The organism is Vibrio floridensis (genome assembly GCF_021852965.1).
Lineage (GTDB): Bacteria > Pseudomonadota > Gammaproteobacteria > Enterobacterales > Vibrionaceae > Vibrio > Vibrio floridensis.
Genome location: NZ_JAKGCY010000001.1, coordinates 120,411 through 136,952, shown reverse-complemented (window position 1 = coordinate 136,952; position 16,542 = coordinate 120,411). Strand labels below are relative to the sequence as shown.

Genomic DNA, 16,542 nt, shown 5'->3' with positions numbered 1-16,542 from the left:
TTTTCACCATAACTAAAATGCATTACTCAACGATGGCTAACACATCAGATTCAGACAGGATCAAGTACTCTTTCCCATCCATTTTTTCTGTTTTCACGCCATAGCCGTCATTAAAAATCACCACATCACCGACTTTTACTTCCATCGATGCGCGTTCACCATTTTCAAGACGTTTACCTAGGCCAGCGGCGATCACTTTGCCGCGATTGGATTTTTTAACCGATTGAGAGGTTAAAACGATTCCCCCTTCAGATTTGTTTTCCACTTCTTGTCGTTCAACAATCAGCTTGTCATTTAAAGGACGAATGTTCATTGAGATTGCCTCCTACTTAATTCTCAAAAAGATAAAAGACAGGTTGATAGATAAAATTCTGGCGAGAGGCTATCCAGCGCTCTCGCAGAAAAAAATAGGGTCAGTTAGAGAGAGTTCAAGGGAGAGTTTTGATAAAAATTTTTTATCAACCAACAAAAGTTGTTTATCAAATCGTGGCGTCCAACGTCCGAATCACACGACACGGATTGCCCGCCGCAACCACATTGGCAGGCACATCTTTGGTGACCACCGAGCCTGCGCCGATGACGCTGTTATCACCAATCGTCACGCCAGGGCACACAATCACGCCGCCACCGAGCCACACATTGTTGCCAATGGTAATCGGTGTGCCAAACTCAATGCCCTCTTCCACGCGGCTTTTTACGTCCAGCGGATGACCCGCCGTGTATATTTGCACGTTGGGGGCAAACAGCACATTATCGCCAATCACCACAGGAGCAACATCCAGCACCACACAGTTAAAGTTGGCGTAGAAGTTTTTGCCTAAAGTGATGTTTGCGCCGTAGTCACAACGAAACGGCGGTTCGAGATAGGCACCTTGCGATTGGGGGATCAACTGGTCGATGGCTTCTCGCCATTCGGTGCTATCAGGGATCGCATTGTTCAATCGCTGCAAGGTTTTACGACACTCAATTCGCAGCCCATACAGCTCTTCATCCCACGCATTGTAAGGCTCTCCAGCCAACATTTTTTGCTTTTCAGTTCTGTTCATTTCGCATCTTCCAACGTTCACAACGGGCATTTTCTGCTGCGCACTATCGCACATTTCCCCTCCTGAAATGAGGAGAATCTCGCCCTAAAGAGAAGAGTCGGGTGCCCAGTCACGCTTTGCGCAATGGCGACGTAAGCAGGCTGTTAGCATTCATTCAGCTGATCAATCTTCGCCACAGGCGCTTCGCTCGTTCCAATAAAAAAAGCCAGAATATCGATTCTGGCTTTTTTATCACGGGTCAATCGCTAGGTTATTCTGCGATGCGCTCTAAACGCGCTAAGTAGAAACCATCAAAGCCGGAATTGGCTGGGGTGATGTTCTCATCATCGATCAAACGGAAATGTGGGTTCGCCGCTAAGAAGGCATCCACCTGACCACGGTTTTCACATGGCATGATGGAGCACGTCGCGTAAACCAACATGCCACCCACTTTCACCATACGGCTATAGCTAGCCAAAATGTGGGCTTGCAGCTCCATCAATACTGGCAAACGCTCTTCGGTGTCACGCCATTTGGCATCTGGGTTACGTTTGAGAACGCCAAGGCCTGAACACGGCACATCGAGCAACACGCGATCCGCCGACAGCTTCAAACGCTTGATGGTCTTGCTGCTGGTGATCAAACGGGTTTCAACGTTATGTGCACCAGCACGGCGCGCACGCTCTTTAAGGTTGTTGAGCTTCCACTCTTCTACATCCATCGCCAGCAAACGGCCTTTACCTGCCATCATCGCGGCCAAGTGTAAAGTTTTGCCCCCTGCGCCCGCACACGCATCGATCACGCGCATGCCCGGTTTTACCTCCAATGCCGCCGCGACTTTTTGTGAGCCAGCATCTTGCTGCTCAAACCAACCATCAGCAAAAGATTGCGTCTTAAATAGGGCTGAGTTTGACGTCACTTCCAGCGCACTTTCCACACCGTCCACCGGCACGGTGCTCACACCTTCTTTGTTCAAACGTTTGGCGAGATCATCACGGTCACACTTGAGTAAGTTAACGCGTAAGTAACGCTTAGCCGGTTTCGCCAGCGCGCTACGCTCTGCTGGCCATTGTTCGCCTAACTCACGCTCACCCAACACATCAAGCCACTCTGGACAACCATCCCAAAGGGCGGGTTGCGCTTTGGCTTCTTCCATTTTTGCTTGGAAAAGATCGTCTTCAATCGCTTCTGCGTAATTGGTTTTTGGCAGCGCTAAGCCGTGGAATTTATGCCAAATGTGAATCAAACGCATGCTCTCGCGGCTGATGTTCGACGCATCGATATCGGCCAAAAAGCAGTATAGGTTGAGGCGGCGCAGCACATCGCCAGTCACCATCGTAATACGTGCTTGCTCTGCGCTGATCAAATTCAACTCAGAGAAGTGGCGAGAATAGGCTCTATCCAGAGGCGAACCTTCGTTCAACACCAAATCAAGAATGCTAAGAACCAGATTGGAAGAGGAAGGCGAAAGAGACGATTTGAGCATAAAAGCATCCAAAGAAGAGAAAAACCGCGACATGATAGGAGTTATTGTCGGGTCTAGCAAGCGAGGCGCACACCATCGCAGCTAACTTGCTGATTTCGCAAGACACGATGGTTCACAAAATTGTTAAGCAATTCACCACTTGCTCGGGGTGAGCGCAATGAATCGCGCTGAGCTACAAAATCTGTCGAATATCAGAGGAGATGTCACTGATCATCTGCCTTGCGCTCTCATCACGCAGTTGCACCAGAATGATAAACAGCAAATCGGTGATGACGTTTTGTGCGCTGCGTGAAGCAATCGCCGAGCTGCGATGTTCGGTTTCATCGGCAATGGTGTCGAAGGTCATATCGGCAATTTGGCGTAGTCGGCTTTTTTTCGGGGAGCTGAGCGCAATCACTTTCGCCCCCTGCTCTTTGGCCGCTTCGGCCGCCACCAAAATCTCTTTGCGCTCTCCTGAAAACGAGATGGCAATTTGCACATCTTGTTCGCTCAAAGTGCGCGCCACCGCGATCTGCACATGGCTGTCTTGCTCGGCCAAGGTGGTGATGCCCAATTTAAGCAGCTTATAACTGAGGTCTTTTGCCGTTAGCGCAGAGCCTCCAATGCCGACGATCTGCACGCGCCTTGCCTCACTCAACCACTGCACCGCTTGATGGCACGCTTCATACGAAAGCGCATTGGTGGTTTGAAACATCGCGTCGGTTTTGGCTTTAATCAGCTTTTGTGCAATCACCGCCAGCGGATCATCGGCCAGAATATCGCTGTGCAACGGCGTAGCCTGCATCGCTTGTTTGCGACCAATTTCTTCCGTCAGGGCAAGCTTAAACGCACTGTAACCTTTAAAGCCAAGTCGCTGAGTAAACTTGACGATGCTCGATTGGCTCACTTGTGCCTGCTCTGCCAACTCTTGGCTGGTTAATTGCGCCGCTTTTTCTGCATTTTCTACAATCCAATCGCCAATCACTCGGCCACTTTGCGACAAATGAGTTCGTCTTGCGACGATTTTATTGATAACGGACACAGTAAAACCTCAAAAAAGTTTAAATAAATTATTCCAAACGAGAAATAAAAACCGAAAACAGCAAACCACTAATTAAAAGCGACTTTTCTTTAAATAACGGTCATTATTACCTTTGAATTAGTCCCATTATTCCAGAGTTTATCTGCCTAAAGAATAACCTTAAGTGTGATTTTTATCACCAAAATAGAATATTTTATTCCATAGAATCGCCCTCAGTTCAAAACCTATTATCGAGAAATGTCCACCATGAAAATTGATTTAAGCCGTTTGGTTACAGAAAGCCGCAACCCAGCCAGTGCAGAGATTGATACCCTGTCCACCGTCGAGATGCTCAGAGTCATCAATCAAGAAGATCAGAAAGTCGCACTGGCGGTGGAAGCGGTTTTGCCGCACATCGCCCAAGCGGTGGATGCCATCACACATGCGTTTGCCCACGGTGGCCGTTTGATTTACATGGGCGCAGGTACCTCGGGCCGCTTAGGTATTCTTGATGCCAGTGAGTGCCCACCAACTTACGGCACTCCGGCAGAGCTCGTGGTTGGCCTGATTGCCGGTGGCCACACTGCCATTCTAAAAGCGGTGGAAAATGCCGAAGACAACCGAGAGCTGGCGCAAAACGATCTCAAATCACTCAACCTGACAGCCAACGATGTGGTGGTCGGCATTGCCGCAAGCGGACGCACACCTTATGTGTTGGGCGGTTTGGAATACGCCACCTTAATGGGTGCAACAACGGTGTCGATCGCCTGTAATCCGGTTTGCCCAATGGCCGATGCGGCGCAAATCGCCATTTTGCCGGTGGTGGGCCCAGAAGTGGTCACAGGCTCTTCTCGCATGAAAGCAGGCACGGCGCAAAAACTGGTGCTCAATATGCTGACCTCCGGCGCGATGATCCGCAGTGGCAAAGTGTTTGGCAATTTGATGGTGGATGTGGAAGCAACCAACGCCAAGCTGATCCAACGCCAAACCAACATCGTTGTAGAGGCCACTGGCGTGTGCGCAGAAGAAGCAGAAGAAGCGCTCAAAGCATGCGATCGCCACTGCAAGACCGCGATTTTAATGATTCTTTCTGGCCTAGATGCCGAGCAAGCCAAAAACAAATTACAACAGCACAACGGTTTTATCCGCGCTGCGCTGAACGACAAGTAACCATTAAGGTTTCAAGGAGACCGTTATGGCAAAGATAACCCAAACAATGATCTCGCAGCTGCTGGCTGCGGTGGGCGGCAGCAGTAATGTCAGCAAATGTGGCAACTGCATGACCCGACTTCGCTTAACGCTGGCCAACAATGGCGTGGCAGATCAGGCTGTGATTAAGCGGATCCCCGGCGTCATGGGCGTGGTGGAAAGCGATGAGCAATTTCAGATCATCCTTGGCCCCGGCAAAGCGCAGCAAGCGGCCGAGCTGATGAACAAGCTGATTGAAAGCGTCATTAATGGCGATGTGCAAGAACAGGCTATTGCCAGCGACGCGAACGATCTCTCCAGCGTTGCCGCTGAGCAGAAAAAGCAAATGAAGAGCAAACAGACCAGCGCGGTGCAACGCTTTTTGAGCAAGTTTGCCACCATTTTCACCCCGCTGATCCCCGGTTTCATTGCCGCGGGTTTGCTGCTTGGTTTTGCTACGCTGCTTGAGCAAATGTTCGTGCTGGAGCAAACCCCAAGCCAGTTTATGCTCGATCTGATCGCCTACATGAAAGTGTTTGGCAAGGGGTTGTTTGCCTTCCTTAGCATCTTGATCGGCTATAACGCGCAGCAAGCCTTTGGTGGCTCTGGTGTGAACGGCGCCATTCTCGCGTCACTCTTTGTGCTGGGCTACAACCCAGATGCCACCTCTGGCATCTACTCGGGCATGAGTGAGTTCTTTGGCTACACCATTGACCCGCGAGGCAACATTATCGGCGTTCTGCTGGCGGCGATCATTGGTGCGCAAGTGGAACGCAAAGTGCGTGAATACATGCCCGATGATCTCGACATGATTCTTACCTCAGTGGTCACGCTGCTGATCATGGGTGTGGTCACGTTTGTGGTGATCATGCCTATCGGTGGCGAGCTGTTCAAAGGCATGTCTTGGCTGTTCTTAAACCTCAACGACAACCCGCTGGGCGCGGCGATTCTTGCTGGTCTGTTTTTGATTTCGGTAGTGTTTGGTATCCACCAAGGCTTTGTGCCTGTTTATTTTGCGCTGATGGAAGCGCAAGGTTTTAACTCACTGTTCCCCATTTTGGCGATGGCGGGCGGCGGCCAAGTGGGGGCTTCACTGGCACTTTATTTCAAAGCGAAGAAAGACGCGGTGCTGCGCACGCAAGTGAAAGGGGCGATCATCCCGGGCATTCTCGGCATCGGTGAGCCATTGATTTACGGCGTCACCCTGCCACGCGTCAAACCGTTTGTGACGGCCTGTATTGGGGGCGCGGCGGGCGGCTTCTTCATCGGCTTGGTTTCCTACCTTGGCTTACCTGTCGGTTTGAATACCGTGTTTGGCCCTTCTGGTATCGTGGCGATCCCACTGATGACATCGCACAGCGGCATCTTCGCTGGCATGGCGGTCTTCGTGGTTGGCCTGATCATCTCCTACGTGGTCGGCTTCCTCGCCACCTACTTCTTTGGCAGCAAAGACGTCGATTTAAGCTGATTCATTCTTCCCCCTATAGGAATGAACTGGCCGCGCCTTTGAGCACTCAAGGGCGCACTCCTTAACCCAACCCTACAGACACCGCTTTTAGGATTTCGAACCATCGGAAGGGGCGCTGCTGTGTCTGAAAAACGGAAAACTTCCCATCTCATTGAGGTTATGAAAATGAAAAAAACGCTTCTCTCTGTGCTACTTCCTGCGGCATTTATCTCTAACACCGTTTTGGCGGCAGAAATTTATCAAGCAGAGGATGGCTCAACGGTCGATCTCTATTCTCGTTTGGGCTTCAACATCACCAACAAAAACAATACACATGGCGATGGCAAGGGCGAGTTTGATGGCCGTATTGGCCTGAGCGGTTCGCAAACCATTAACGAGCATGCGTCGGTGATCGGCATGGCGCAGTATCAAGTTGGCGCGGCAGAATACGCCAACCAAGTGAACGACAAACCGGCTCTGACTGCGCGTTATGTGTGGGCGGGGATTGATGCCAAAGAGTATGGCCGTATCACGGGTGGCCGTGTTTCGTCGGGCTTGATCATGTTCACTGACATTGGCGATGTGTTTGCTTCTTCCGACGTTTCGATGGCGCGCCAAGCCAACAAAGTGGACAAAACCGCCACTCAGGTTTTCCGTCAAGACGGTACACTGCAATACCAAAATCAGTTCGGCAATCTTGATGTTTCTGCCGCTTACATTCTGGGCAACAACACTTCCGAGCTCGATTACGGCTACAACGCCGCGCTGCGTTACACCATCGACATGGGGGACTTTGGCCGCCTAGCGCCCGTGGTGGCGATGCAGAAAAACAAAGGTGACGCACGTGAAGGCAACGACACCGATTACACTTTTTGGGGTGTCGGCACACGTTATTACTTGGGTGATGTGATGCTCGGGGCGCTCTATTCTGAAGATGAACTGCAAGGCTTCTACGCACAAACCAGTACCGATAAAGTGACGGAGCTGACGGCGGTGTATAACCTGAGCGACAAATGGGCGCTGCGTGCAGGTTATCGCTCATTGCAAAACAGCGGCGGCGACGAGCTAGAACTGAACGATACCACCTTAGAAGTGCAATACAAGCTGACCGCTCGTTCCTCCATTTACACCAGCTATGTGGATCGCAACGGCGAGCGCGGCTACAGCAGCGGCCAAGAAACTTCCTTTGGGGGAGCGCATGCCGATGAAAGCTACTACCACTTCGGCTTACGTTACGAGCTGTAAGCAACTGACATAGCTTAAGTTTGATGTAATATCACCGCATAAAAACCACCAACCAGAACCGTGGGCTCTGGTTGGTGGTTATCGAAGCCTTGCCATACACTAAGCAGGCATCGCTAACGTCGCGAGATCGACAAGTGGGCAGTCTACACGCTCCACCTGGCCATTCACGATCTTAAAAAACGCATCTTGCGGAAGATCTTGCTGCCATACTTGTTCATAGTCCAAATCAAGCAGCATACCGCGAAGCACAATACCCGTTAAACCATGACTCACGACCACAAAGCGCCCCGTTTCTGGCAGCGTTTCCAACCATTGTGATAAACGTTGTTGTACTTGTTCATAACGTTCACCGTTGGGTGCTTGCAGATACCAATCCGCCTCATCGAGAAGATCCGGCCGTGTCGCTTGCAACTCGGGCAAGGTTTTTTGCTCCCAATCCCCTAACGAGAACTCTTTTAATCGGTCGTCGGCGATGATCTCTTCTACTGCAAAGCCTAACTGCTGACAAACGATCTCTGCCGTTTGCAACGCTCGGCCCAACGAACTGGAATAGACGTGATATGAGCCTGACTCAAGATGGGCTTGCAATACTCGACCCACACTCAATGCTTGGCGCTGACCTTTTTCCGTTAATGGTGAATTGCAGTGCCCTTGTAATTTTTGCTCGGCATTAAACAGGGTTTGCCCATGTCGTAAAATAAAAAACTGTCTCAAACGTTGACTCCTTATTCACTGGTCAAACACGTTACCGCAAACTTTTTCCCGCTGCAAAAGCGTGTTTTTGAGTCAAAGTTGACTCTGTTTATACGTTACTTCGTTCCATTTATTTAATTTTTTATTAACGTTTTCAACGAGTAAAATTCGTGCCGTCAGATCTATAAATTAGAGTAATAAATCTATTTTCTGAACTGAGCTCATAAAATTTATGAGACAAGTTTCATTTCATAACGCGCAGGGCATATAACACACCGCTCAAATCATTTTACTAATCAATGAGTGTGGTTATGTCTCTTCTTCCTTTCCCTCGTCGCCGTTTGGCTCTGGCTTGTTTACTCGCATCGGTCTCTGGTGCTTCTTTTGCACAAACCCAATGCGATGTTGCCCAATTGCAGCAGTCGCCCGATCTTGCCGCTGCCATCTCCAGCGCAGATTACGCCTGTTACAGTAGTTGGTTTTCTGCCTCAGCTGACACGTTGAACAACATCTACAGCGAAGCGAGCTTAAGCCGCATTCAGGTGGCACTACACCAAGCGGTACAAGCGTATCAAGGCGAAGCCGAGCAAGCGCGCGCCATTGAAAACTTGGGCGAATACGTTCGCGCAGCCTACTACGTTCGTTACAACGCAGGAAACGTGGCGGCCTTTTCCGCTCTCTTGGGCCAGCAGTTCGCCCATACCATCAACGCGTTTTTAGCCAACCCTCATGCTCTTGATCAAGGGCGAGAGCAAGTGGGGGCTTACCAACTTAGCTAACTCGTTCGAATAGGCCGTCTTATTTCCATTTTTTAACCTACCGAAGAAACGTGTTCTCTGTTAGAGTCACCGTCAACTACGCTATTGAATAAAGACCCCCACAGATCGCATGTCATTGATGGTTTTTTATTCACCCTTAGAACTCATTTTAGGAATCCCTAGTGACTAACAACGAAATTTTACGTCGTATCCAACACGCGTTAAACCTTAAAAACGCACAGATAATGAAAGCTTTCGGGCAAGCCGAAGTCACTGTGGCTCACGATAAAGTGGAAAACTGGTTAAAAGATGAAAGCGACAAATCTTGCGTTAAGATGAAGGATCAAGAGTTAGCGGTATTCTTAAATGGCTTTATTAACCTCAAGCGAGGAAAAAAAGATGGCGAGCAACCTAAGCCAGAAGTCACGTTGACCAACAACATGATTCTCATGAAGCTGCGTATTGCGCTAGACATGAAAGCAGAAGATGTGTTGGACGTATTAGAAGTAGTTGGTATTAGTTTAAGTAAATACGAAATTGGTGCGTATTTCCGCAAGCCAAACAATAAAAACTACAAACAGTGTGAAGACCAACTGCTGTGCGACTTCTTAAATGGTGTGCAGTTTACCAATCGTCCCGATTCTGATGAGTTTACTGGGTAATTTTTATCTCGAATCGAACGTGGTAATTGATTAAAAAAGCGAGAACATTTTATTTGGCTACTCGCTTTTATCATTCTAAATGACCGATATTAAAGCTTCACAATCACGTCTATTCTTTGTCTTTCTTCAGTAGATACCTATCAAACCAAGCTGAATTCTGGTCGGCTTTTAGAATCAAGACACACACCGCCACCTATGACCCTACCAAGATAAACCCAAGCTAAAACCTTAAGACAGTTAGGGGCCACTATTCTGGTCAAGATGTTCCAGACATCTTGTAGCATAGTGGATGAGCTGGTTTGGCCACCAAAATAGTGGACTTGCAACACCCATGACAATCCGTTAATTGCTAATTTAGCAAAACCGATGACTCATTTCTGTCCAGAGGCGTTTCACGATGCCTAGCTTGGGGGCAGAAGCAATTTAGTGTTAGTAATCTAATTGCCTTGCCTATTGCAAAGGGTCACTGCAACTGCCATTTCGATTTGGAGTGAATGCTAATACCTCAAACTATTAAGGCTGCTGCATTGCAGTGCCAGATTACTTATCGTTGTAAAACTTCCAGCCGTCTTTTTTCAGAACTTCGACCCATTTGTCACAGCCAACCAGTTTATCGACTGAATCAGAGGTTTCATTAATTGCTTCAAACAGGTATCCCTTATTACCGTTGTGTACGAGGTATCTTTTACTTCTCCCCGCCTTATCTGTGACGTTACCAATGAAATGACTTCTGTCGTCATAAGAAATAGAAAAGGTTTTAAATACCTCTGATGCTACCAATAATGCTCGGTATGCAAATGCTGGAAGCTTTGTACTGTATTTTTCGTTACCGAAATCGAAAACAAGCATCGCATCTCGGTATCCGGCAAACTCTTTTAAACCATCCATGTCAGACATAGATTTAGGGTATGTTCGCATTGGATACTTCACACTGTCCCAAACAGCCGTAATTTTTGTGATAGTGTTTATTTTGAACAGAAGTTTATATACATCCAGTAGACAGCGTGAAACTCGAATACTGATAATTTCCGGTGCATAAACAGGTAGATAGTTTTTATACTGGGTGTAAGAGACTGGATAGGATTTAACTCTACAGTAGTTCCCCAAAGTTTTTCCATTTTGTTCGAGTACACTGGAAACTATATTATCTTTTTCAAATTCTGTAGGCCATGAATATAAGCTTTTCGCTTTTTCTCCAGATAAAATCGAATAGCTTTCTACACAGCGCACCTTACTTAGCAATGAAAGTGCTTGTGCACCACTTTGTATAGTTTTTAGGATGTTGTCCATCATTATACCTTCCTCATGCTCCTGTTTTTGTTAAGAGAGAACTGGAACAAGGTTTTTCTCTTGCTCAGGAGGTATTCTCACTCAGTACAGACATGTAAAAAGGGACATTTCGCTGAAATATGTTTACCACACTTTCTGACCGAGGAATTATATTTAACGGTCTTTTCGGATTCTTTCGGGTATCAACTAAAGATATAACGTCAGATTCCGACGCATTCGTCAAACTAATGAGAATGCTGAAAAAAGATCCCAACATTACTCATGATCAGCAGATGTTCAGGGACTATCGTAACGGAGATTCAGAGAAACTCATGCGGGAACTGATGGCAGAATGTCGTCTAAAAGGATTTGACCTCGACAGTTGTTTGAGTGAAGTCGAGGGTTATGAACTTAGGCACTTAGGTGCTTGGTTCGGGATGAAGGTAGCGGTCGCATCATTCAGGAAGGCTCATCATAAATACGGTTGGTTTGAATTAGATGAGTTTTTTAGTTTCCTTCTGGCTCATTGCGAGATCGAGTATTTGTGTCTCAAAGGTAGCGATGAAAAAAACAACCACGAGGTAATTCAAAAATTTGTAAGAGACTGGCTGCGTATAGATAGTCTGCAACTCCCAGAGCCGCCAAATGAACAGGTAACTGAATATGTAATCAAACTTGTGATGTACTGGGCTGCTTTGTTTGACTTAATGATGGAGCTATCGCATCAGCCTTCTCCTACATTGAGTAATTATCTGCCAAAACTAGATGAAAAACAGGGTAAAACTTTCGTTGTTCCTTCTATGGAGGTGTTCCTTAAACGCTTAAAAAGTAACTGGGCCGAGGATAAGTACCAAAAGGATCGTATAACGTGGACACAGTTATACAGAGATATTCTGGCTGCTCAGTGTACAGATGAAAGTTACTGTCGTTATCGACAGGAGTCTTTCTTAAACGAGAAGGAACTGAAGCTTTGGATGGTTGATCCTGATACCAATGCTATAAAAGCAAGATTTAAGCGCCTTAAGGAAGGGGGGCTATTATCAGCAGATGAGTTTAAAAGTGATATCGCCATCTTGTATGTTCCATTTTCTGAAGCTGATTCTCTTGTAGATGAAATCAGTCTTGTAAGGTTCATCAACATATTTACCTATGTACAGCGTGAACTGTGCCACTCAGGGAGAGACGCAGAGGAAATTGTGCGCTACTTCAGTGAGTATCCGGGATACCGTAACTTGGTAAAGGATCGTTTCGAACGATTCAGGCAGTCTGGAGAGCTAACCTGCTGACACTCAGCTTCTAATCGTAGATCTGGAGTGTATTGTTTTGAATTGTTCAGGATGAGCTTGTTATCACTCTGATTTTCAGCTCAATCAGGGACAAGAGCGACTTAGTGCCACGACCCTAAAGCGTTTCTGCCCCATAGTTTGTTAGTGCTAATACTCACACGAGCTTTATTTATTTGAGCTTTCCATATAAAAACTAATGTGTGTTCAATGGATAAGACAGAACTCAGTACACCTAATGGGGAGCTTTGGAGAGTAAAGTGTCAGCAAATTGTTGGAAAGTAACTCGACACTCAGCAAGCTTGCTTTATGTTGACTACCTGTAACAGACTGATTATACGCATATTGCTTAAAGACATTACCTAAAAACTCTGTTAGATTTTTCGAGTAATTCTACACCCTTTTACCTCAGGAAAATGACTGCTGCCTATGTGTTCGAAGCTATATTTACAGCGTAGACTCTCAAATGAAAACAAGACTTTCTCAGAAGTAGAGCTCTTAGCTATTTCAAATTACGTTGTCGTGTTAGCCGAACCTGGAGGTGGTAAAACCGAACTTCTTGGAAGTTTGGCTCAACAGTTGGGTACATCTTCAGTTACCGCAAACATGTTCGTACAATTAGGCGCTAGACACGAGAATACACCACTTGTTATTGATGCTTTTGATGAACTGGCCAAAATTGATCAAAGTGGCATTCATAAACTTCTGGCAAAGATAACGATAGCGAAGCCCACCCATGTCGTTATTTCTAGCAGATCTAGTGAGTGGGATATATCTGCCACAAATGCAATTAAGAATTTTTTGGGAATTGAACCATTGGTGGTTAGGCTTTGCGAGTTAGGTGATTCTGAGCAACGTGCGATCTTTGAGCACCATGCACCGGGAGAAGACTTCGCTAGATTCTATTCAGAAGTATGTAGATTTGATCTGGAAGCCCTTCTGCCGAATCCTCAGTTCCTGAAAATGTTTGCTGACGCTTATCTTGAAAGCGAAAGAAACTTTGCAGATAAACAATCTATCTTCAAACTTGCAGTGGAACGTTTAGCTAGAGAAGTAAGTCAAACGTCCTCAAGAACCAGCCTATCACTTTCCGCAAGTCAAAAAGTCGATATTTCGTCAGAGGTATTTGCCAAACTGCTATTGTCTGGAGCAGAAGGAGTAAGCGTCAGCGAAATCGAAGAAAACCGCATATATCCTTTACTTACATCACTTGCTGGTAATGATCCATCAGTTTTCAATGTCCTTGCAACTCGGCTTTTCAAGCTAGGGGATAGTACTGACCAACACCGTCCAGTCCACAAAATCGTAGCTGAGTATTGTGCAGCCGCCCACCTTACAAAGCGAATAGTAGACCCAGCAGATGCTCTAACGCTACACCAATGCCTACCAATTATTGCGCCCAATTCTACCGTAAGAGATGAACTTCGTGGGCTACTGGGCTGGATGGCTGCTTTGGGGAATAAAGCTGTCCAGCATGCTGCAATTGAACTCGACCCTTACACAGTTCTTGCAAACGGAGACCCCTCTCAGCTAGCCCCGTCATCAAAGCAATTACTTTTGACTAAACTGAAGGAAATCGAGGAAACGGATCCATATTTTAGGAGAAGCGATTTTTGGCGTAGGTTTAGTGTTGCGGGCTTTTTCACAGAAGATATTATCGTAGATATCAAAGCACTGCTTAACAACCAAGGCGATGGGCAACTACGTAATTTAATTCTTGAACTATTGATTGAATCTCCAATCGTTCACTTATTGATAGATGAGTTGCGTCAGATCCTCTTGGATTCTCAAGGAGACAAGTATAATCGCATTTATGCAATTAAATGTCTTTTGGGTTGTACCACCTATGCGTATGAATCAGACTTAACGAAGCTTTTATCTGAAGCCAGTCCAGCATCACTTGAGGTGGTCGCTAAAGGGATGGAGATCCTTGATTTAAATATGTTTGAGTTAGCGTTTCTTGAAAAATTATTTTTGGCTTGTGCAAATTTATATCCAAGTAATAAATATCGATTGGAGCTAGTAATTGAAGGGCGTTACTTTATAAAGCCTCTAATTCAAAAATTAGACAAAGAAAATATTGAGAATCTGTTAGATATATTAACTAGGGTTCTTACCTGTATTTGTGGTTTAGAATCATATAAATGCGAATGTCGAAACGGTATAAGTAAGATTATCGGTTATATGCTTGACCATTATTTTGATATGGTATTACCGCCTTATGACCCATTGCGTGTTTGGAGCTGGGTTGAAAATTTAAACTTCCATAGAGGTATTGGGCCCAAAGACAGTAGTTCTGTTCAAGCACTATATAAAAATAATGAATTACGGCAAGGTATTATTACTCATGTTTTCAGTGGACTAACTGAACGTGACCAAATATTTGAGACTAAGCGACAGAAGTTCGGTCTTCAATCACACTCAGGTCTCCGCTTACTCAATGAAGATTTTAAGTTTATAGCTGATCTAGCATTTGATACAGATAACCCTGAACTATGGGTAAGCTTTATTGCAAGACATGATAGATACCGTAAACCAGAGGAAAGAGGCCCTGATGATTTGCGAAATCACATGCGAAATCAGGCGTTGGAGAAGCCGATGTTTATGCGAGAGTGGGCCAAATGCAATAGGGCTGATTCGCAGTTTACGAATGAAGAGCATAAACGATGGGTAGCTAAAAGTAATCGAAGATCTCGCCGCTATAAAAAACGAAAAAATGATATCCATGCCGAAAATGTTCAATATATCCAAGAAAATCGAGAACTAGTAGAGAGTGGTCGTCATTGGAGATTTTTGTTCCATTTCGCGCATACCGTGCTTAATAAGCCAGAAGATGTTGTTCTGAAATTTGGCGACGAGGAAATTGTGAAAAACGCTCTTAGGAATTGTCATAAGGTCATAGAACCAGAAGTTCCTAGCTTGAACAAGCTAGCTGAGTTGCGATGCTCCTCCAAAGTGTTATATGTTGAAACGATCCTTTTCGCATCTTGCATTGAAATAATGCGTGAATTCGGGAACCTAGGCAGTGTTAAGCCAGAAGTACTCCTTGCTCTAAAGGCCAACTTAAATGTTCATTACGATGCGGTTAGTAAAATCGAGCACGATGCTCTAAAAGCGGAAGTTGATCGCTTACTTTTTCCTAATAATGAATCTATTGAACAGTTTCTTCGTTCCTATGTCGAACCTCAGTTGGCAAATTCTCAGTGTTCTCATCCTAGAGTAGATATGTTGAAGTATGATGAGATATTCAAACCCTTGCGGGCAAAACTACCGATTGAATGGCTTGAACGTTTCGACGAGTTAAGTTTTTACGCGCTTGATACGCTGTTTGATCTCGCAGCACAGTTTGGAGACGGAAAGTTACTTAATGACATCATTCTGACTCGCTGTTCTTATTATTTATCAAAATTTCCTGTACAGACGGATGATGAAAATATCGAACAAAAACGCAAGTTTTGGTTCGTTAGAGCTTTCTATTTTCTGGACGTAGAAGTTGCGAAACCATATTTTTCTTGGCTTAAAAGTGATAGAAACTCACTGCTTTTGTTTGAAGGGCGCTCAAGTAGAATGAGTAGAAATAGTTCTTCTTACTGGCCAAATCTAACATCTACTAAGATCGAATCTATTTTATTTTCTTTTTTTAATCAATGGCCGAAGGTTCACCTCCCTAACTCTTGGGGGACTGGTAGCCCTGTGGGAGAGACTGCATATCGTTTCCTCACTGAAATTATTTGGTCAATAGGTAGTGATACTCCTGATGAAGCGATTCCGGTCCTTGATCGCCTTATTCAAGATGACAGATTTAGTGATATTCAGAGAGAGTTGAAAAGCATAAAAGCTGAGCAGCTGAGGAAAAAATCGCTGAACGACTTTGAGCCTCCTACTCCAGAAAAGATCGTGGACTTACTGGACAATAACGCAGTTGTTACAGTGGAAGGACTACGCCAACGTGTTATTCAAGAGTTGATAAACTATCAAAAGGATATTTACGGAGGCGAGTTCAATACGGCAAGTCGTTTTTATACGAAAGATAAAAATGGATGTGATATACATTTAAATGAAGTTAATTCTGTCGAGATCATTGCCGAACGACTGAACTTGGTACTCCACCCTCAAAGTATCTTAGTTACGTCCGAACATCAGACCAAGAATCAAAATAGGATTGATATAACTGCAACTAAGATGATTGAAGGTAAAAGGCGGTTACTCGTTATAGAGGCAAAGGGACAATGGCATAGTGAGTTATATTCGGCTGCCTCTGCTCAGCTATTCGAACGTTACTCAATCCACCCTGATGCTGAACATCAAGGTATTTACCTTGTTATTTGGTTTGGTGTAGATGAGGAGGTTGCAGGGCGAAAAAGGCATGAGATAAGTAGTGCTCAGGAACTAAAAAGCAGTATTGAAGAACAATTGCCCGCAGAACTAAAAGGGCTAATTGATGTCTTTGTTCTGGATGTTTCTAAACCTAAGTAAAACTGATGTA

Annotated in this window: 12 protein-coding genes and 1 pseudogene; 7 read left to right on the top strand and 6 right to left on the bottom strand. The window is 45.6% G+C overall.

Features of this window, described 5'->3' with window-relative positions:
- Nucleotides 1-22: 22 nt before the first annotated feature.
- The 4 genes from LZU85_RS00595 to LZU85_RS00580 form a co-directional block, all read right to left on the bottom strand.
- Nucleotides 23-313, bottom strand: a complete 291-nt coding sequence (locus LZU85_RS00595) for a co-chaperone GroES (RefSeq protein WP_011082031.1) — start codon at nucleotides 311-313, stop codon at nucleotides 23-25.
- Between the two features lie 166 nt (nucleotides 314-479).
- Nucleotides 480-1,046: a sugar O-acetyltransferase gene (locus LZU85_RS00590; protein ID WP_058666364.1), complete on the bottom strand. Its 567-nt coding sequence runs from the start codon at nucleotides 1,044-1,046 to the stop codon at nucleotides 480-482.
- Nucleotides 1,047-1,296: 250 nt separating this feature from the next.
- Nucleotides 1,297-2,511 (bottom strand): RsmB/NOP family class I SAM-dependent RNA methyltransferase, encoded by a 1,215-nt coding sequence (locus LZU85_RS00585; RefSeq protein WP_039467002.1) that lies wholly within the window; start codon nucleotides 2,509-2,511, stop codon nucleotides 1,297-1,299.
- A gap of 172 nt (nucleotides 2,512-2,683) precedes the next feature.
- Nucleotides 2,684-3,532, bottom strand: coding sequence for an SIS domain-containing protein (locus LZU85_RS00580; protein ID WP_038963070.1), 849 nt, complete (start codon nucleotides 3,530-3,532; stop codon nucleotides 2,684-2,686).
- Nucleotides 3,533-3,778: 246 nt separating this feature from the next.
- On the opposite strand from LZU85_RS00580, the gene murQ reads away from it, so the two are divergent.
- The 3 genes from murQ to LZU85_RS00565 all read left to right on the top strand — a co-directional run bounded on the left by murQ (nucleotide 3,779) and on the right by LZU85_RS00565 (nucleotide 7,391).
- Nucleotides 3,779-4,681 carry an N-acetylmuramic acid 6-phosphate etherase gene (murQ, locus tag LZU85_RS00575; protein ID WP_045613375.1) on the top strand — a complete coding sequence of 301 codons (903 nt, stop codon included), beginning with the start codon at nucleotides 3,779-3,781 and terminating at the stop codon, nucleotides 4,679-4,681.
- Between the two features lie 25 nt (nucleotides 4,682-4,706).
- The gene (gene murP / locus LZU85_RS00570; protein ID WP_130252491.1) at nucleotides 4,707-6,167 is read left to right on the top strand and encodes a PTS N-acetylmuramic acid transporter subunit IIBC; all 1,461 of its coding nucleotides are present in this window, start codon (nucleotides 4,707-4,709) and stop codon (nucleotides 6,165-6,167) included.
- 165 nt (nucleotides 6,168-6,332) lie between these two features.
- Complete coding sequence (locus LZU85_RS00565; RefSeq protein WP_237286088.1) at nucleotides 6,333-7,391, top strand: porin; 1,059 nt, start codon at nucleotides 6,333-6,335, stop codon at nucleotides 7,389-7,391.
- A 99-nt stretch (nucleotides 7,392-7,490) separates the two neighbouring features.
- Here the strand turns inward: LZU85_RS00565 and LZU85_RS00560 are convergent, their stop codons facing one another.
- Nucleotides 7,491-8,105 carry a histidine phosphatase family protein gene (locus tag LZU85_RS00560; protein WP_015728472.1) on the bottom strand — a complete coding sequence of 205 codons (615 nt, stop codon included), beginning with the start codon at nucleotides 8,103-8,105 and terminating at the stop codon, nucleotides 7,491-7,493.
- Between the two features lie 278 nt (nucleotides 8,106-8,383).
- Here LZU85_RS00560 and LZU85_RS00555 point away from each other — a divergent pair.
- Nucleotides 8,384-8,848: pseudogene (locus LZU85_RS00555) on the top strand (M9 family metallopeptidase N-terminal domain-containing protein); the annotation flags it as partial.
- Nucleotides 8,849-9,024: 176 nt separating this feature from the next.
- Nucleotides 9,025-9,504 (top strand): YehS family protein, encoded by a 480-nt coding sequence (locus LZU85_RS00550; protein WP_237286087.1) that lies wholly within the window; start codon nucleotides 9,025-9,027, stop codon nucleotides 9,502-9,504.
- A 540-nt stretch (nucleotides 9,505-10,044) separates the two neighbouring features.
- Here the strand turns inward: LZU85_RS00550 and LZU85_RS00545 are convergent.
- Complete coding sequence (locus LZU85_RS00545; RefSeq protein WP_237286086.1) at nucleotides 10,045-10,797, bottom strand: hypothetical protein; 753 nt, start codon at nucleotides 10,795-10,797, stop codon at nucleotides 10,045-10,047.
- Between the two features lie 116 nt (nucleotides 10,798-10,913).
- Here LZU85_RS00545 and LZU85_RS00540 point away from each other — a divergent pair, with 116 nt between their 5' ends.
- Nucleotides 10,914-12,059: a hypothetical protein gene (locus tag LZU85_RS00540; RefSeq protein WP_237286085.1), complete on the top strand. Its 1,146-nt coding sequence runs from the start codon at nucleotides 10,914-10,916 to the stop codon at nucleotides 12,057-12,059.
- Between the two features lie 426 nt (nucleotides 12,060-12,485).
- Nucleotides 12,486-16,532: an NACHT domain-containing protein gene (locus LZU85_RS00535; protein WP_237286084.1), complete on the top strand. Its 4,047-nt coding sequence runs from the start codon at nucleotides 12,486-12,488 to the stop codon at nucleotides 16,530-16,532.
- Nucleotides 16,533-16,542: the final 10 nt, after the last annotated feature.